16 protein-coding genes are annotated in these 19,288 nt (G+C 47.3%); 8 read left to right on the top strand and 8 right to left on the bottom strand.

Translation table 11 applies throughout. The features are described from left to right. Positions 1–103: 103 nt before the first annotated feature. From G3W54_RS13330 to G3W54_RS13310, 5 genes are all read right to left on the bottom strand, one after another. Positions 104–1,333 (bottom strand): MFS transporter, encoded by a 1,230-nt coding sequence (locus G3W54_RS13330; protein ID WP_162653723.1) that lies wholly within the window; start codon positions 1,331–1,333, stop codon positions 104–106. 177 nt (positions 1,334–1,510) lie between these two features. After that, the gene (locus G3W54_RS13325; RefSeq protein ID WP_162653722.1) at positions 1,511–1,915 is read right to left on the bottom strand and encodes a GFA family protein; all 405 of its coding nucleotides are present in this window, start codon (positions 1,913–1,915) and stop codon (positions 1,511–1,513) included. A 158-nt stretch (positions 1,916–2,073) separates the two neighbouring features. Continuing rightward, on the bottom strand, positions 2,074–3,621 hold the full coding sequence (locus tag G3W54_RS13320) for an alanine/glycine:cation symporter family protein (protein WP_197742884.1): 1,548 nt from the start codon (positions 3,619–3,621) through the stop codon (positions 2,074–2,076). 18 nt (positions 3,622–3,639) lie between these two features. Continuing rightward, positions 3,640–4,080 carry a universal stress protein gene (locus G3W54_RS13315; RefSeq protein WP_244627933.1) on the bottom strand — a complete coding sequence of 147 codons (441 nt, stop codon included), beginning with the start codon at positions 4,078–4,080 and terminating at the stop codon, positions 3,640–3,642. Between the two features lie 412 nt (positions 4,081–4,492). Then, positions 4,493–5,380 carry a LysR family transcriptional regulator gene (locus G3W54_RS13310; RefSeq protein WP_162653719.1) on the bottom strand — a complete coding sequence of 296 codons (888 nt, stop codon included), beginning with the start codon at positions 5,378–5,380 and terminating at the stop codon, positions 4,493–4,495. A 111-nt stretch (positions 5,381–5,491) separates the two neighbouring features. Here G3W54_RS13310 and G3W54_RS13305 point away from each other — a divergent pair, with 111 nt between their 5' ends. After that, positions 5,492–6,235: an amino acid racemase gene (locus tag G3W54_RS13305; protein ID WP_197742869.1), complete on the top strand. Its 744-nt coding sequence runs from the start codon at positions 5,492–5,494 to the stop codon at positions 6,233–6,235. Positions 6,236–6,252: 17 nt separating this feature from the next. On the opposite strand, the gene G3W54_RS13300 is transcribed toward G3W54_RS13305, so the two are convergent. Together G3W54_RS13300 and G3W54_RS13295 are read right to left on the bottom strand one after the other, a co-directional pair. Then, positions 6,253–6,960 carry a GntR family transcriptional regulator gene (locus G3W54_RS13300; RefSeq protein WP_197742868.1) on the bottom strand — a complete coding sequence of 236 codons (708 nt, stop codon included), beginning with the start codon at positions 6,958–6,960 and terminating at the stop codon, positions 6,253–6,255. Beyond that, positions 6,957–8,333, bottom strand: a complete 1,377-nt coding sequence (locus G3W54_RS13295; RefSeq protein WP_162653718.1) for a formimidoylglutamate deiminase — start codon at positions 8,331–8,333, stop codon at positions 6,957–6,959. The genes G3W54_RS13300 and G3W54_RS13295 overlap by 4 nt, the downstream gene beginning before the upstream one ends. Before the next feature lie 93 nt (positions 8,334–8,426). On the opposite strand from G3W54_RS13295, the gene hutI reads away from it, so the two are divergent. The 7 genes from hutI to G3W54_RS13255 all read left to right on the top strand — a co-directional run bounded on the left by hutI (position 8,427) and on the right by G3W54_RS13255 (position 16,621). Further along, positions 8,427–9,626, top strand: coding sequence for an imidazolonepropionase (gene hutI, locus G3W54_RS13290; protein WP_162653717.1), 1,200 nt, complete (start codon positions 8,427–8,429; stop codon positions 9,624–9,626). Next, entirely contained in the window at positions 9,623–11,143 is a 1,521-nt protein-coding gene (gene hutH / locus G3W54_RS13285) for a histidine ammonia-lyase (protein ID WP_162653716.1), read from the top strand. The genes hutI and hutH overlap by 4 nt, the downstream gene beginning before the upstream one ends. Continuing rightward, positions 11,140–11,925 (top strand): N-formylglutamate deformylase, encoded by a 786-nt coding sequence (gene hutG, locus G3W54_RS13280; RefSeq protein WP_162653715.1) that lies wholly within the window; start codon positions 11,140–11,142, stop codon positions 11,923–11,925. Before hutH ends, hutG begins: the two co-directional genes overlap by 4 nt. Beyond that, entirely contained in the window at positions 11,922–13,592 is a 1,671-nt protein-coding gene (gene hutU, locus G3W54_RS13275; RefSeq protein WP_162653714.1) for a urocanate hydratase, read from the top strand. Before hutG ends, hutU begins: the two co-directional genes overlap by 4 nt. Before the next feature lie 544 nt (positions 13,593–14,136). Continuing rightward, entirely contained in the window at positions 14,137–14,349 is a 213-nt protein-coding gene (locus tag G3W54_RS13265; protein WP_162653712.1) for a hypothetical protein, read from the top strand. Further along, positions 14,298–15,479, top strand: coding sequence for a UxaA family hydrolase (locus G3W54_RS13260; RefSeq protein WP_162653711.1), 1,182 nt, complete (start codon positions 14,298–14,300; stop codon positions 15,477–15,479). Before G3W54_RS13265 ends, G3W54_RS13260 begins: the two co-directional genes overlap by 52 nt. Before the next feature lie 35 nt (positions 15,480–15,514). After that, positions 15,515–16,621 carry a DUF4147 domain-containing protein gene (locus G3W54_RS13255; protein ID WP_162653710.1) on the top strand — a complete coding sequence of 369 codons (1,107 nt, stop codon included), beginning with the start codon at positions 15,515–15,517 and terminating at the stop codon, positions 16,619–16,621. A gap of 320 nt (positions 16,622–16,941) precedes the next feature. Here the strand turns inward: G3W54_RS13255 and G3W54_RS13250 are convergent. Further along, on the bottom strand, positions 16,942–19,288 hold a 2,347-nt coding region (locus tag G3W54_RS13250), incomplete at its 5' end, for a putative Ig domain-containing protein (protein WP_162653709.1).

Raw genomic sequence — 19,288 nt, 5'->3', positions numbered from 1 at the left:
ACGCGAACCATTACGTCTGGCTCCTTTTATAGCACGATTCGTGTTTTTCAAGCAGAAAAGCTAGTCTGCACATTAATCCACCGGGCAAAGTTTCACAATGTGATCAAGCTTGACTTGGTATCAGTCTTTTGAAAATCGTTTCATGTCCATCTGTTGGGAAACGAGGGACTAAAGTTGCCAAGACCAAAGACACACACGCCATTAATGCGGCAAGCGTATAAACCATGGACGGGTCATACAGCCAAAGATACCCAAGGGCGGCAGGTAAGAAAACCGCAGCGATGTGATTGATCGTAAATGCAACGGCTGCCGTTGCAGCTTGATCTTCCGGGCTTGCAATCTTCTGGAAATAGGTTTTTTGCGCAAATGCCATGGCAAATAATATATGATCGATAATGTAAAGCACCGCTGCCACTTCCCATGGCCAGCTAAACCAGTAAACACCTGCATACAGCAAGAAAACACCTAAAAGACCTATATACTCAACAATAAGAGAGAATCGCTCGCCCATTCTGGCAATCATTTTGCCCACTAACGGACTTGCGATCATTGTCGTCAGGTGGTTGATCAACATAAGGCCAGCAATATGGTGGAGTTGAAAACCATACAATTCGACCATCATGAAAGCGGCGAAAACCACGAAGATTTGCCGCCGCGCACCGCCCATAAAGACCAGCGCATAATAAAGCCAGTAACGCTTCTTAAGCACAACCTTCCGACTTTGAACGGTGTCTGGTCGAAAATTGGGAAATGCAAACCAGCAATAAAGCGCAATAATCATTGATACACTGCCAGAGGCCCAATAGACAGTTCTATAGTCCAGATCAAACAGCTCCCAAAGACCTATAATAGCTGCATAGGAGATGAGTGCACCAAAGGCCCCTGCGGATACAATCCAGCCAAGTACTTGCGGTGCTTTTTCTTTTGCCAGCCATTGTAATTGCAGGCTTTGCGCCACGGTTTGATAATAATGAAACCCTAAAGATGAAACGAATGTAATAACCAAAACGCCCTGTTGGGTGGGGAATTCTGCGGTCAATGCCGAGCCTAATCCAAGAAGAAACAGCGACATAATGCCAAAGGATTGTTCACGAATGAGCGCATAGATGAAAATCGCCAGAAACGCCAGAAAACCCGGAATTTCTCGCACTGTGTGCATCCAACCATTGTCTGATCCGTCAAATTTAACGACCTCAATAACAAAATTGGCAGCAACGGCCATCCACGTTGAAAATGTCATCATCGTGGCAAATGCCATGAGAACCAGCATAGCTTCCGGTCGTTTATACAATGGGAAAGCCTGCGCTTGTTTCAGCGAAACTTCAGATTTCATGAACAATTTTGGGACCTTTATTTCTTTCTTCGACAAATGTCTTAGAAAACACCTGATTAACTATTCTATTCCTGATTACCGATAAAACAAACACCTTTTAGCAGCTAATCGACGACCCTCTTCAAGTTATTAATTTCATTAAAGTATTTGTGTGAACGATACGAAAATCATCGAAACTTAATCCTCAGACACATAGTCTCCAGAAAATTTCTTTAAATCATCATCGATTTCATACCAGTCTGGTTTTGAAGCTGTGTGGATGTGAAGTGAAGGACGTATCTTGGGATCATCATCCAGAGCGGAAGCTGCGACCACATATATATCTCCAGAATTCATATCACCCAATGATGTGCCGCATTCCTTACAAAAACACCGCTCAAATTTGGCATCTGGCCCAGCTTTGAATTTACCAATTTCATCTTGCCCATCCGTGATGACAAGATCATCGGACTTGCCAATCAGCACTGCGGAGAACACGCCAGCAGCTTTGCGGCATCTTGAACAGTGGCAATAACTGAGCGAATATGGTTCGCCAGAAATTTGAAACTTAATATTCCCGCACAGACAACTTCCCCTGATCATTAAATTCTCCCTAATTAGATTACACACATTACAGAACATAAAGTGAACAAATCTTCAAGGAAAATCTCATCGTTTTTTGGAATGACCGCTAGTCGGATATGAAAAGGGCGGCGATTACGCCGCCCTCAACAACTATAAATTCAACGTGGATCGTTGTCTTAAGACTTGAACTTTTTGATCTCGCCCGACGCTAGGCGCGCACTATAAGATGCCAGCTCTTTTCTTACCAAACCAATCAGGAAGTACAGAGCAAAGATGTTGACAACTGCCATTGCAAAGATCGCGGCATCAGAGAAATCGATAACCGGGCCCAAGCTAGCTGCCGCACCAATCACAATGAAGATACAGAAGATTGATTTAAACGTAAGTTCAGATCTTTTTCCTTCTCCAAAGAGGTATGTCCAGCTTTTCAAGCCATAATACGACCATGAAATCATGGTTGAGAATGCAAACAACACAACAGCAATTGCAAGCAAAAACGGGAACCATGAGATTGATGCTCCGAAGGCTGCAGATGTGAGGGCAACGCCTGATGTACCACCTACCGTCTGAATAGCATTACCTGCCTCATTCAGCACAAAGTTTCCGGTTTCGGCATCCATAACCAACTGACCGGAGATTGTGATAACCAACGCCGTCATTGTACAAATAACAACTGTATCGATTAGCGGCTCGAGTAGTGACACAAACCCCTCAGTAATAGGCTCATTGGTTTTCACCGCAGAGTGCGCAATCGCTGCAGATCCCACTCCGGCTTCGTTGGAGAAGGCTGCTCGTTTGAAACCCTGAATAAGAGCGCCAACAAAACCACCTGCAACACCTAAACCAGTGAATGCACCAGCGAAGATTTGACCAAAGGCCCAACCAATTTTGTCATAATTGACAAGAAGGATTATAAGCGCTGCGCCAACATAAAGAATACCCATGAAAGGCACGACTTTTTCAGTAACACTGGCGATTGACTTGATGCCACCGACGATGACGGCAAAAACAACACCGGCAAAAATAATGCCCGTGATCCAACCCGGATAATCTCCAACAATTCCGCTAATTTGCGCATGCGCCTGATTGGCCTGGAACATATTACCACCGCCAAGTGCACCCAAGATACAGAAGACAGAAAATAGAACCGCAAGAAATCTACCACCTGGTAAACCAAGTTCTTTGAAACCTTTGGAAATATAGTACATCGGGCCACCGGAAACGGTGCCATCTGCATATTCATTCCTATATTTTACACCCAGCGTACATTCGGTAAACTTTGATGCCATACCTAAAAGGCCAGCCAAGATCATCCAAAAGGTTGCACCGGGTCCACCGATGCCGACAGCAACGGCAACACCTGCGATGTTACCCAGACCAACCGTTCCGGAAAGCGCTGTTGCCAAAGCTTGGAAATGGCTAACTTCACCGGCATCATTTGGGTCTGAATAATCACCCTTAACAAGGCTGACCGCATGTTTGAAGTAACGGAACTGAACAAACCCGAAATACAGCGTAAACACGGTCGCAGCTATGACGAGCCACATTACGATCCAGGGGAATGATGTCCCCGGAATGGGTGCGAAGATCAGACTTACAAATGGTCCGGTTACAGTTGCAAATACCTCATTTACTTTTTGATCAAGTGTCATTGCTTCTTGCGCATAAGTCGGCAAGACAACAGATAAAAAGGTGATTATTGCTAAAGAGATTGTTTTAAGCATTTTCATTTTGGCTGCCCCCTAGTTTACGACGGTTACAGGCACGGATGCGCTCATAACCAGGTTAGAAGTGGAACTGCCGAAAATACGGTTGGATATCCCCCCTTCAGATGAACGCGCGACGATGATTTGTTCCGCATTTTCTTCATCAGAAATACGACTCAACGTCTCTGCAACATCACCATGCTTTACCAAACCACGTACGGTTAAACCGCTGTCGCGAAGCTGAGCAACGGCAGGATCAACAACCCGCTCCATAGCCAAGGAAATTTCTTGTTCCCTGCGTTTATGACGTTCGGCGTTTTCTTCTGCGGTTTGGAATGAAAATGGTGACCATTCCACCACATAAACGACCAGCACTTCACAGCTGCCAATGAGTTCGGCCAGTTTTTTGGCATAAGCAAGCGCCCGCTCGCCCGAACCATGTCCGTCAAGGCCGACTACTAATTTAGTAGACATCATATCTTCTCCTGTTTTTGTCCCCTTTTATATGAACTCACGGACACTCATCCATCAGTTCATTGGGTAGAATCCGGCATATAGACGAAAACTCCCACGTGTGATGGTACACTAAATGGAAAAGGAAAATTACCTTTTTTAAAAAGGTTAAGCTAAATAGTAGACTGAATTTTATAACTTTTTGAGCTATATTGCCTGATATATGCACGTTAAGAGTTGGATAGCCCAGAAAGAAAACAAGGAAAAATCGAGATGTATATTCTGGATAACACTCAAAAAGTGTATTATTAAACACTCATAAACTGGAATAACTAAGAGCATAAAACTTGCTGTCTGGGTTGGGGAAACTTGTCAGCATATGGCATATTAAACCCATACAGATTATCAATCTTGAATTAATTTTTGAATGATGATCTTAATTATGATGAGAGATTTCTGACAAATCCAACCATACGGAATTATGTTGTTCATTGCGAGCATCGGTAAGACTGAACATTTTGATCCCCAACTCCTGTTCAGGCAAAACTGAGCTGAGACTGATTAGGCGCTGTTCATCTATGTGATCAAAAACAAGCGATTTTGGCAACCAAGCGACGCCATAACCGTCAATCGCAAATTGTAACATGGCAAGTGTCAATGATGTTTCAGCTTTGGGGTACACTGTTACACCCGATGGCAATTGGGGAACAATTGCCCGTTCAAACACCTTCCCCAAGAACACATCTGACGGATAACTGATGACTGGAACTTCATTCTGCTCCGCTGCTGAGCGCATGGATGGTGCACATACTGGTATCAGCGTATCCACTCCAAGTGATATAGATTCAAATGCCTTGGGAAGGACAGCCTTACGAATACCAAGCGTGTCATACATCATTGCAAACTCAACTTCCCCCGAAAGTAAAAGCATTAAACATTCATCACCATCGCCAGATCGAACACGTACTTTTCGTTTCTGTGGCCGAAGAACCCCAGCAAGTTTTGATGATAGCAGCGTTGTTAGTGCGTGTTGACATGCTATTGTGACCGTATGACCATGCGGGTTTGATACTTCTCTCATTGTATTTTGCAAACGTTGCAGCCGGCTACACAGGTCACGTAGTTCTGGCTCCAATGCGGCAACACCGGGCATTAATGTGACGGGCTTACGAGTGCGATCAAACAGAACTGCGCCAACACTATTTTCAATAAGTCGAATACGGCGGGTGAATGCGGATTGCGTCAAAAACCTTTTTTCCGCAGCGTGTGCAAGTGAGCCATGGTCAAGCACAGCCAATATGTCTTCTATCCATTCAAGTCGCATAACTCACCTCATCCATAACTTGCATTTTCTGCATATTATATGCGGAATTTCGCATTATGAAACGTATTTTTCAATTGATAATATGAGCAAAACAAAATTTTGGAGAACACCATGCGTCTCAATAAAATGCAAATGAAAGATACAAAGTCAGTTAAGTTGCGCCGCATCGGCATGCTTGGCGGCATGGGTGTTGAAGCAACCATTGCATTGATGCAGCGTGTACATGGGGCAACACTTGCCGAAGATGATAAAGATCAGGTTCCGATGATTATAGACATGAACCCGCAAGTTCCGTCTCGTATTGAGCACCTCATTAAACAAAGCGGGGTTAACCCCGGACCTACCCTTGCGGATATGGCAGCGCGCCTTGAAGTTGCCGGCGCGGAGGCATTAGTTATACCCTGTAATACAGCGCACTATTATGCTGATTGGGTGGAGGCAAGCTCTGAAATCCCGCTTATTCACATGCCAAAATTAACTTGCGCACATCTTGCAAAGCTACTTCCCGCAGGCTCAGGAGTAGGGATTTTAGCATCTCCTGCCACAGAACAAATTGGTCTTTTTCAATCGCTGCTTGAGGATGTTGGCTTAACTGCCATTTATCCAAAAAATACAACAGCCATCTTAGCGTCTATTCAGCGGATTAAGAAGGCCGGTCCATGCGCTGATGATCTTGCTTTGCTAAATGAAGAAGTTATACGGCTGAAGAACCGCGGCGCTTGCGCAATATTGGTAGGTTGCACAGAATTTTCATTGCTCAGCAAGCAGATAAAATCGGACATTTCGATCGTTGATGGCCTCGACATTCTAGTAGATGAGATTATCGCATTCTCAGGAGCCAAAAGAAGGCAATAGTGCCAGGTTCGGAACACCTAATTTGTTATCGATCTTACAATACGATGACCCGGCATATGAGATAAAATAACATGAGTCACTGCTTTATTGGCAATCCATGTCTGTCTTTCTAGATGCATAAGCGGAGAACTGTGCGGTATATTCAAATGTTCCTGTTGGGATTTACTGGCTGAACCTGCATAGATTGTCAAAGCTGCCCGATCATACGAGATGTTTTCCAAGAGCCATTCATTTGCAGAATGAATGGTGAAATCCACATTTCGAGCTTCCGGTACCGTGCTTAGACTTATCCAGCGATCTTCAAGCGCATAAGGCGCGCCATCAGCCATATGGAGCGCAACGATATGCAACATCTCCTCGCCACGAGATTGTTCTAACGCAAAGGTAACGCCATTTGGTGGCATCTTAATTTCGCGCCCTAACATTCCATAGCTATAAACGGACCCGCGATCCTCTACTTCATGTCGCACGATCTGGATATCTAAAACAGCTTTTGCAACGGGATGCCTTGCAACTCGTGTACCCGACTTTCGTTTCCGCTCTAGAAATCCATTTTCGGCAAGCTCTCTGAGTGCGCGGTTGACGGTGGAGCGAGAACATTCGAATTCTTTAGCAAGATCCATTTCGTTGGGGATTTGCGCGCCGGGCTTCCAAACACGGTTTCTGATGCGGCGAAGAACTTCCTCTTGAACGCCCTGCCAGGAATTAATGCTTATCTGGTTCAAAACTCTTCCCTCAACCCCATTACAGCGCGTAGATATTCGTTGGTAATTTCGTCTTTATGTATATGCCTGCCAGATGAAACCATATGCCGTCCTGCACTCCACACATCTGTAATCATCCGGTTATCTCCGGTAAAGACAAAACTATCGATCAGTTTGTCCTGTTGAAGTCCGCAAAGATCTGCATGCTTCATATCGAACGCTAACATGTCGGCCCAGAAACCTGCTTTTAATGCTCCAGTCTGGCGACCCGCACTTGCCGCCCCCCCATGCAGGACGGCATCATAAAGCCTGCGCCCGGTTGAAAATTCCGACGTTGCCAATGCCGCGCGAGAATTGTCCCGAAGCCTTTGAGAATAATCAAGAGTGCGCAATTCCTCACAAAGAGAGATACGTATATTGCTGTCAGACCCAATGGCAACGCGACCACCTGCATTAAACCACCGCGGCCCGTCGAAAATACCATCGCCAAGACTAGATTCAGTAATTGGACATAAGACAGCCGTTGCACCAGTTTTCGCCAATTGTTCTGTTTCATGCGGCAACATCTGCGTAAGATGGATAAAATGCCAACGTGCATCTGGTCCAATTTGGTCCAAAATCCATTCAACAGGACGACAACCAAGCTCTGAAACGACTTCTTCAACTTCTGGAATTTGTTCGGCCAGATGCATGTGAATGGGGCCATTTGGAAATAACGTGGCCATTTGTTTAAGGTCCGAAGGCATAACAGCACGCATACTATGAGGCGCAACACCGCTGGACCAGTCACTTGCGCCATTGCGAACCAAGCCAGCACAGTCTGACGCTAATGTCACAAAGCGGTCTAAATCGTTGCAAAATCGATCCTGACCACTCACGGGAACGCGTTTGTTTAATCCACCATATTGATAATGAACTGGTAAAAGCGATAGACCGATGCCTGTTTGCTTTGCGGCTTCTGTAATTCGCATAGCCATTTCGCCAAGTTGATCATAGGGTTGGCCGCCTTGCGCATGGTGAAGGTAGTGAAACTCCACATTCGTTGCGTATCCTGCTTCCAGCATCTCCATCTGTACATAGGCCGCAATTGCTTGAACCTGCTCTGGTGTTATCTCTTCCAAAAAACGGAACATGAGGCGTCGCCAGCTCCAAAAGCTATCACTTTTGTTTGCGCCGCGTTGCTCGGTTAATCCAGCCATTGCTCTTTGAAAACTATGAGAATGGGCATTGGCAGGCGCAGCCAGGATGCAACTATATTTTTCAGCATCCCCTACAACATCTAGTGGTGAATCGGGCGTCACCTGCTTTATTCTCCCATCTTGATCGACATCAATCAAAACATTGGTTTGCCAGCCGTCCGGTGTAAGTGCACGTTCTGCCCAAATTTTCTGCATTTTGTTCTCTTGACTCCAATTCGTGTATATTCTTATATGTTTGCACATAATAAAAAAATGAGCAAACATAATATATTTGAGGTTCAGTAGAATATGCAAATATTGCTGCACAATTTAACCGCTGCAACCATGTCCTTGGACGGCCCATATGGACTGATCGAAGATGCGGCAATCTTTATTGAAGACGGTAAAATTGCATGGGTCGGTCACCAAATGGATGCACCAAAGAACAGTGCAGAACCGATAGACTTGGAAGGTCGCACCGTTACGCCCGCTTTGATCGATTGCCACACACATCTGATCTATGGTGGGAATCGCGCCAAAGAATTTGAGATGCGTTTGCTCGGGGCAAGCTATGAAGAGATTGCACGCGCCGGCGGCGGCATTAACTCCACGGTATCCGCGACCAGAAATGCCAACGAAGACGAACTTGTTGCATTGGCACTTCCTCGTCTGGATGCTCTGCTGGCCGAAGGGGTCAGCACCATCGAAATCAAATCCGGTTACGGCCTATCGCTTGAAAGTGAGCTTTCAATGCTTCGCGCCGCACGCCGCCTTGCAACCTTGCGCCCGGTGCGTATTAAAACAAGTTTTCTTGCCGCTCATGCCGTTCCAAAAGAGTATATTGATCGAGCAGATGCCTACATAGATGAGGTCTGCATACCTGCCCTCGCTGCGGCCCATGAAGAAGGATTGGTCGATGCTGTTGATGGGTTTTGCGAAGGCATAGCCTTTAACACAGCCCAGATAAGTCGAGTTTTTGATGCAGCACACAATCTAGGTCTACCGGTCAAACTGCACGCAGAGCAGCTCAGCCATATGGGTGGCACCCAATTGGCTTCGTCCCGTGGCGCACTATCGGCAGATCATTTGGAATATGCGACGGAAGAGGACGCGAAAGCGATGGCAGAATCAGGCACCGTCGCAACGATTTTGCCCGGCGCATATTATACGTTGCGTGAAACCAAACAGCCACCCATCCAAGCGTTTCGCACTCATGGAGTGGATATGGCGGTTGCAACAGATGCCAATCCTGGCTCATCTCCCATGTGCTCCTTGCTTTTGGCAAAAAACATGGCTTGCACAATGTTCAAAATGACACCGGAAGAGACTTTGCGTGGCGCAACCATAAATGCAGCACGTGCATTGGGACTAACAGACTGCGGAACCCTTACAAAAGGCAATCGCGCAGACCTTGCCATTTGGAATATCTCACATCCATCCGAACTTGCTTATCGTATCGGATTTAACCCCCTTCACTCTCGTGTTTTTAACGGAAAGCATATTTTATGATCCTCACCCCAGGACAAGCTACACTCGAGCAACTGGAAACCATTTGGCGAAGTTCCTGCCCGGTAAAACTCATACCAACCGCGCAACAAGGCATCAAAGCCTCTTTTAGCATGGTGGCAAAAGCGGCGGCGGCTAGCGCAGCGGTATATGGCGTTAACACAGGATTTGGAAAACTCGCTTCGGTCAAAATTGCCCACGAGGATACAAGCACCCTACAGCGTAACCTGATCCTATCACATAGCTGTGGCGTGGGTGATCCAATTGAACCATCTACCACGCGCTTGATGATGGCGCTTAAGCTTCTTTCCCTCGGGCGCGGCGCATCAGGCGTAGCACTTGAAACAGTGACACTCATTGAGGATATGCTTGCGCAGGATGTTTTGCCTCTTATCCCTGAGCAAGGCTCCGTTGGCGCATCGGGTGATCTTGCTCCGCTTGCGCATATGGCAGCTGTGATGATTGGAGAAGGTGAAGCCTTTTATAAAGGTACTCGCATGTCAGGTGCACAAGCTCTTAAAAAGGCGGGACTTACACCCCTCGCCCTTGGCCCGAAGGAAGGTCTAGCCCTGATCAACGGTACGCAATTCTCCACCGCATCAGCTTTGGCAGCGCTGTTTGATGCATGGCGCATGGCCTGCACTGCACTAATCACAGGTGCCATGTCGACCGATGCAATTATGGGTTCCACAGCACCACTACAGCCTGAAATTCACACATTGCGTGGCCATCGTGGGCAGATCGAAGCCGCTACTGAGGCGCGCCGTTTGCTCAAAGGAAGTGAAATTCGCGAGAGCCACCGTGAGGACGATCTGCGAGTGCAAGACCCCTATTGTATTCGTTGCCAGCCGCAAGTCGCGGGTGCCGCAATAGATATCTTACGTTTTGCCAGCCAAACACTGGAGATTGAAGCAAATGCCGTGACCGATAATCCACTTGTTTTAGCTGATGCCGGAATGATTGTCTCTGGTGGTAATTTCCATGCGGAACCGGTGGCATTTGCAGCTGATCAAATCGCGCTCGCAATTGCCGAAATCGGCGCGATATCTCAAAGACGAGTTGCCATGATGGTTGATCCGGTGATGAGCTTTGGTCTGCCTGCATTCCTCACACATAAACCTGGTCTTAATAGTGGTTTTATGATTGCCGAGGTTACAACCGCAGCACTCATGAGCGAAAACAAATTTCTCGCAAACCCCTGCTCCACAGACAGCACGCCCACCTCAGCCAACCAAGAAGACCATGTATCGATGGCAGCTCATGCCGCGCGGCGCTTGATGCGTATGAACAAGAATTTTTCAACCATACTGGGCGTAGAAGCACTTTGTGCCGCTCAAGGGATTGAAGCACGTGCACCGCTTAAAACTGCACAAAACCTTGCATCCGTGGTCGCATGTATCCGCGCCAAAGTACCAGCTCTTGATGAAGATCGTCATATGGCGGCTGACTTGGAATTGGCTTCAAAATTAGTGCGTGAGGGTGACCTAGTAGCTGCGGCAAGCTGTGAGGTGAGGCTTTGATCAATATTGAAATTACCGAAAGTAGTTCGCCTTTAATCCTTGGTTTGCCGCACACGGGAACTATTGTTCCAGATGATATTACCGACAAACTTAACCCGGTCGGCCGAGCTTTGGCCGACACCGATTGGCACATTCATAAACTCTATAAGGGGCTAGCAGATGCAACCACAGTGCGCACTCCTATCCATCGCTATGTTATTGATGTAAACCGTGATCCAGCGGGAAAAAGCCTCTATCCGGGACAAAATACAACAACGCTCTGTCCGCTGACTGATTTTGATGGTCGTACAATCTATAAAGATGGTCTTGAGCCGGATGAGGATGAAATTAATCATCGGTGCGAGAGTTACCACAAGCCCTATCACACAGCGTTGGCAGACCAGATAGCGCGAGTTAAATCCAAACACGGGTTTGCTATCCTATATGACTGTCACTCAATCCGAGGGGAAATTCCCTTTCTGTTTGAAAATCGCCTGCCGGATCTTAACATTGGCACCAATAACGGCACGACATGCGACGGCTCCGTTGAAGCGCTTGTTACAAAAGAATGCCAAGATTCCGAGATTTTTTCAAATATCTTAAATGGGCGGTTTAAAGGCGGCTGGACAACACGCCATTATGGGAAACCCAAAACGAGCGTCCACGCAATACAAATGGAAATTGCGCAAGCCAACTACATGATAGAAAAGGCACCATGGACGTATCTGCCAGAGCGAGCGGAACCACTACGTGCCCTTCTAAGCAACATCTTAATATCCTTGACAAATTGGAGACCCAATTGACCGATCAGCGCAAAAATTCACGTGACATATATCCGCCAACAGGCACAGAGTTGAACGCAAAACATTGGACGACAGAGGCTCCCCTTCGCATGTTGATGAACAACCTGCACCCTGATGTTGCTGAGAACCCACATGAACTTGTGGTTTATGGTGGCATTGGCCGCGCTGCGCGGACATGGAAAGATTTTGACCTGATGGTCGACACGCTTAAAAAACTGGATGAAGACCAAACCATGTTGGTGCAATCTGGCAAGCCTGTGGCAGTTGTGCAAACACACAAAGATGCACCCCGTGTTTTGATAGCCAACTCAAATCTTGTGCCGCACTGGGCCAATTGGGAGCACTTTAACGAACTCGATCGCAAAGGCCTTATGATGTACGGTCAAATGACCGCTGGAAGCTGGATTTACATTGGCACGCAAGGCATTGTTCAAGGCACCTATGAAACCTTTATTGAAGCTGGTCGGCAACATTATGATGGTGATCTAAAGGGTCGCTGGATTTTAACTGGCGGTCTTGGCGGCATGGGCGGTGCGCAACCGCTGGCAGCCGTTTTTGCGGGCGCGTGTTGCCTTGCAGTGGAATGTAATCCAGACAGTATTGATTTTCGCCTGCGCACCAAATATCTGGATGAGAAGGCAGAAACGCTGGACGAAGCGATTGAGATGATCGAACGCTGGACAGCAGCAGGAGAAGCAAAATCTGTCGGTCTTCTGGGTAATGCAGCCGATATTTTTCGGCAGATTTATGATCGTGGCATTCGCCCGGATATTGTGACAGACCAAACCTCCGCGCACGATCCAATCAACGGTTATCTACCGCAAGGCTGGACGATGGCTCAATGGAAAAACATGCGCGAAACTGACCCCAATGAAGTTGAAAAAGCAGCAAGAGCCTCGATGAAATATCAGGTTTCTGCCATGGTGGACTTTTGGAATGATGGCGTACCAACTGTAGATTATGGCAACAATATCCGACAGATGGCACTGGAAGAAGGGTTGGAAGACGCTTTCGCTTTCCCGGGTTTTGTTCCAGCCTATATTCGACCGCTGTTCTGCAAAGGTATCGGCCCATTCCGTTGGGTTGCATTGTCGGGTGATCCCGAAGACATCTATAAAACCGATGCGGCAATGAAAGAATTATTTCCTGAAAACAAACATCTGCATACCTGGCTGGACATGGCGCAAGAACGAATTTCGTTCCAGGGATTACCAGCGCGGATATGCTGGATCGGGCTGGGAGATCGCCATCGTGCCGGACTAAAATTCAATGAAATGGTGGCAAACGGCGAACTAAAAGCACCCGTTGTGATTGGTCGTGACCACCTTGATAGTGGCTCAGTCGCATCGCCAAACCGCGAGACTGAAGCTATGATGGATGGGTCCGATGCCGTATCTGACTGGCCTCTCCTCAATGCGCTGGTCAACACGGCCTCTGGCGCGACGTGGGTATCCATTCACCATGGCGGCGGTGTTGGTATGGGCTTTTCTCAACATTCTGGTATCGTAATTGTAGCCGATGGTTCAGAAGATGCCGCAAGGCGACTAAACCGCGTTCTTTGGAATGACCCGGCCTCCGGCGTGTGGCGACATGCTGATGCTGGATATGAGGACGCCAAAGATTGTGCCCGCCTTCATAACCTCAACTTACCCGGAATTCTGGGTTAAGAACTTCCCAGCCCCCTCATAATGACCTAACTATAGATTGGCTCTTGTGAGGGGCTGAAGAGTTAGAACCCTCGACCTACTTTTTAGACCGTGTTCAAATTAATTATTAAACTTCTGGCGGAAACATAAATTAGATGCGTTGTTTCTTTTGAAGGCGAATACTACGTTCTTGTTCAAATTACCTATATCGACCGAAAGCAAACACATTGTGGTTAGCTGGATAGGTTTGTCCAAAATTCGTCAATCAAGCTTGACCTATCTATTACATGCGGTTCTCCCACGAATCGAAAGAATTTAGCGAACGTGCATTCTAAAGACTTCCACTCTGAAACCAGCACTTAACTCGTAAATTTACGATCACCAACTGAACTCTGGACTTCTACGCCAAAAATGTGCGAAGACACGCGACATGTTTAAAACGCTAAACCAATCCATAAAGACAAATTAAACGATCAAGTTTACGATCGGTTGTGTATGCTACTGCGAGAAGGTGAGTTTACACCTGGCGAGGCTGTTCGTGTTGCGCGTGTCGCCGAGGCCTTTGGTGTCAGCGCAATGCCCCGTACGTGAAGCGTTGACGCGGCTTCTTGCCATTGGTGTGGTTGCAAATGTCTCAGGCCGCTCGGTAGGTGTGCCAAGCCTGGGGTATGAAGAATTGACAGACTTGCGCGATGTTCGCCTTGAGGTAGAGGTGCTAGCTGTCAAATGGGCACTGCAGAATCGGAACGATGCTATGTGGGCATTGTTACATCGGTAAACTGTTCGGCGTCGGCGGCAAAACTATTGGCAAGAGAAGCCGAGCTTTCGGGCCTGTTGGAAAAATACCCGGGTGTGGACGGTATTGTTCCAATCGTTCATGGTGCGGGATGCTGCATTGGTACCGATGACGACGCTTTTCGCAAGCTCCAGCGCGCAATTTGGGGATACGCCACTCATCCTAATTTCGCATCCGTCTTGATGTTGGGCCTTGGCTGTGAGGCCAACCAAATTCGTCTAATGCTTGAAGCTTATGGCAGGCCCCTCGATGAAAGTTTTCATTACTACACGCTACAAAGTGGAGGTGGCACACGCAAATCAATTGAGAAAGGTTTATTGTGGCTGGAAACCGCTTTGGAAAAGGCCAATAAGGCCGAGCGCGAGCCAACCGACGCGTCCCATCTAACTGTCGCGTTACAATGTGGTGGTTCGGATGGGTATTCAGGGATAACCGCCAACCCAGCGTTAGGTTATGCTGTTGATCTATTAGTTAAGAACGGCGGAACTGCCGCATTGGCGGAAACACCTGAAATCTACGGGGCTGAAAATCTATTGACTGATCGCGCAGCCTCGCCCAAGGTCGGCCAGAAGCTAGTGAATTTGTTGGAATGGTGGGAAGATCATGCCCAAAAGTATGGCTCTGAGATGAACAACAACCCGACACCGGGCAACAAGATGGGCGGCTTGACGACAATTTTGGAAAAATCTCTGGGAGCCGTTGCTAAAGCAGGGACAACAAATTTGAATGGTGTTTACCAGTATGGTGAGAGGATCATCGAGAAGGGCTTGGTGTTTGTCGACAGTCCCGGTTATGATCCAGTTTCCATCACCGGAGAAGTTGCTTCGGGCTGCAATATGATCTGTTTCACCACTGGACGCGGGTCCTGCTATGGTAATAAGCCCGTGCCGTCGATCAAGATTGCATCCAATAGCGCGATGTACAAGCGGATGCAGGACGATATGGACATCAATTGCGGAACATTTGCTGATGGAAGCGAAACGGTGGCGGAAGCCGGCCAACGAATTTTCAACACAATGCTGGAGACAGCCTCAGGTAATAAAACGCGGTCAGAAGAACTTGATATTGGTGATGCAGAATTTGCACCTTGGCAAACCTATGCTCAGATGTAGTTTACAAGATGCACGAAGCCCAACGAAATACACTATTGCAACTCTTTAAAGAGGCTGTCGCAGCGGTTAAAGGCGATGCGAGCGTAAATGCATGGCTAACGACCAACAAGCTTCACCAGCCGACACACATTCTCGCTGTTGGGAAAGCTGCCTCCGCAATGTTTGAGGGACTGCCAAGTGAATGGCGTAAATCCGTGCCAACATATCTCGTTACCAAAACCGGTCATATCGGGCGCGCAATATATAATGGCAATGTAACAGCACTTGAAACAAGCCACCCCCTGCCCGATAAAACCTCATTGGACGCAGGTAAAGGCGCGTTAGATTTCATCACAAATTGTGGCGCAGATAGCCGCCTGCTTATGCTCGTTTCAGGAGGCGCTTCCTCACTTGTCGAGCACCTGAAAACCGGGTTTCGATATGAAGATTTGAAAGCCCTGACAAGTGCTGCGCTGACCGAAGGTTTGGACATTGAAGAAATCAACAAACGTCGAAAATCCATTTCTGCTATCAAAGGTGGTGGATTACTGGCGTCTTATAGAGGCGCAGAAGTCAATGTTCTCGCCATATCAGATGTGGCTGGCGACAGTATAGGGATCATCGGTTCAGGAATTGGCTCACGTCCCGATGACGCACGCTTTACGTATAGTTGCGACATTGTTGCTTCAAATACGGTTGCACGAAACGCAATTGAGCAAAATGCCAAATTGAACGGGCGTACCGTTATTTCTAACGAAGAAAATATGTATGCGAACGTACCCGAAATCGCAGCTCAGATTGCAAATGAAATCATGAATGGGAAACCCGGATTATACGTCTACGGTGGTGAACCAACTATAATTCTCCCCCAAAACCCCGGTCGAGGTGGCCGCAACCAAGCGCTCGCGTTGGAGATTGCGCGGCACATAAGCAAGCGGGATGACATTGTTGGTTTAGTTGCCGGCACCGATGGAACGGATGGCCCTACCGATGCCGCTGGAGCTTTTTTGGACGGAGAAACTTACTTAAAATTACCTGGCGCAGAAGGAGCACAAGAACGCGCTGATTCAGGCTCCTACCTTGCACAAGCAGGCGATTTGATCATTACAGGTCCGACAGGAACGAATGTGATGGACCTGGCAATTTTCCTAAAGCACACATAACGATTTAATCGAGATCTCAAACCGCTCTAAGGAGATTTACAATAAATCGCTTAAGTGCCTGAAAACAATGGCAGGGGCAGAAGGGTTCGAACCCTCGACCTACGGTTTTGGAGACCGTCTGTGTTCGTACTAAGAAATTGTTTTATTGTCTTTTTTCAAACAATTTTCTTTCTTGGGTAACAAATTGGGTAAATAAATCACATTTTTGCGATTTCGTTTAATTAGCTCTTTCAACAGATTTGCGCCACAGGTCCCGTGAATGCTTCCATAATTTACTCCAAAGCAGAAGTTAATCTGCTTTGGGAACTATTTATCTGAGATTAAATGAACTTGAAATCATCCTGATGAAGATCAGCAACTAACACATTGTTTAAAACAATAGAATTATCAGCATCAATAGTAATTGTTGTATTGGTTCCATCATCAACTGCAGCCGCGAGAACCTCGGCATAGGTATCAAATGCCGCTAACCCTTGCAACTCAACAACATCATCTGAACCCGCACCAGCTGTGAAATCAGTAATAACATCGTTGCCCATATTTGCTGCAAACACGAATGTATCATTGCCTATCCCACCTATGAAACTCTCATCAGCAGTAGTGCTTGTAAAGACGTCATTATTATCTATTCCCGTCACCGTCACCACAACATCATTGCTCACGCTAGCACCATGCGCATCGGTGGCTTGAACTGTGATTGTGATATCACGTGTTTGGCCATCACCAAGGTCCTGAAAGTCTGAACCTGGATCAAACACCAATGATGTGCCTGAGATCGTCGCTGTTCCTTCTGATGGCGCAACGGGAACTGAATAGATCAGCGTCGTCCCATCATCATCATTATCAATATCAGCACCCAGAACAGATAGATCAACAGTGGCCGTACTATCCTCATCTGTGGCACCAATGCCTGCTGATAGAGTTGGCGTGTCATTGACATTGGTAATATCGAGATTAAACACCTCGCTCACATCAAGCACACCATCACTGGCCGTGACTTTAACATCCAAGGCACCTTCAAAGTTCAATGGTGGCGTGCCTGTGAACGTCGTGCCATCAAACAATAGCCATGCTGGTAATGCTGTATCATTGGCAAGCGTTGCTGTCAGCGTCAGCGTATCACCCTCAGCATCAGAGAATGTGCCTGCAGGAACCGTAAAGCTAAACGCTGTATCCTCATCAGAGACCTGATCCAYAATGGCAATCGCAACAATCGGAGCATCATTCGAACCCGTCACCGTCACCACAACATCATTGCTCACGCTAGCACCATGSGYATCGGTGGCTTKAACTGTGATTGTGATATCACGTGTTTGGCCATCACCAAGGTCCTGAAAGTCTGAACCTGGATCAAACACCAATGATGTGCCCGAGATCGTCGCTGTTCCTTCTGATGGCGCAACGGGAACTGAATAGATCAACGTCGTCCCATCATCATCACTATCAATATCAGCACCCAGAACAGACAGATCAACAGTGGCCGTACTATCCTCATCCGTGGCACCAATGCCTGCTGATAGAGTTGGCGTGTCGTTGACACCTGTAATATCAAGATTAAACACCTCGCTCACATCAAGCACACCATCACTGGCCGTGACTTTAACATCCAAGGCACCATCAAAGTTCAATGGTGGCGTGCCTGTGAACGTCGTGCCATCAAACRATAGCCATGCTGGTAATGCTGTATCATTGGCAAGCGTTGCTGTCAGCGTCAGCGTATCACCCTCAGCATCAGAGAATGTGCCTGCAGGAACCGTAAAGCTAAACGCTGTATCCTCATCAGAGACCTGATCCAYAATGGCAATCGCAACAATCGGAGCATCATTCGAACCCGTCACCGTCACCACAACATCATTGCTCACGCTAGCACCATGSGYATCGGTTGCTTGAACTGTGATTGTGATATCACGTGTTTGACCATCACCAAGATCCTGAAAGTCTGRACCTGGATCAAACACCAAWGATGTGCCCGAGATCGTCGCTGTTCCTTCTGATGGCGCAACGGGAACTGAATAGATCAGCGTCGTCCCATCATCATCATTATCAATATCAGCACCCAGAACAGACAGATCAACAGTGGCCGTACTATCCTCATCCGTGGCACCAATGCCCGCTGATAGAGTTGGCGTATCGTTGACGTTGGTAATATCAAGATTAAACACCTCGCTCACATCAAGCACACCATCACTGGCCGTGACTTTAACATCCAAGGCACCATCAAAGTTCAATGGTGGCGTGCCTGTGAACGTCGTGCCATCAAACAATAGCCATGCTGGTAATGCTGTATCATTGGCAAGCGTTGCTGTCAGCGTCAGCGTATCACCCTCAGCATCAGAGAATGTGCCTGCAGGAACCGTAAAGCTAAACGCTGTRTCCTCATCAGAGAYCTGATCCAYAATGGCAATCGCAACAATCGGAGCATCATTCGAACCCGTCACCGTCACCACAACATCATTGCTCACGCTAGCACCATGSGYATCGGTGACTTGAACTGTGATTATGATATCACGTGTTAGACCATCACCAAGATCCTGAAAGTCTGAACCTGGATCAAACACCAATGATGTTCCCGAGATCGTCGCTGTTCCTTCTGATGGCGCAACGTGAACTGAATAGATCAACGTCGTCCCATCATCATCACTATCAATATCAGCACCCAGAACAGAC

It is taken from the genome of Lentilitoribacter sp. Alg239-R112, assembly GCF_900537175.1.
In the GTDB taxonomy this organism is placed as follows: domain Bacteria; phylum Pseudomonadota; class Alphaproteobacteria; order Rhizobiales; family Rhizobiaceae; genus Lentilitoribacter.
This window is presented reverse-complemented; position numbering and strand designations above follow the sequence as displayed.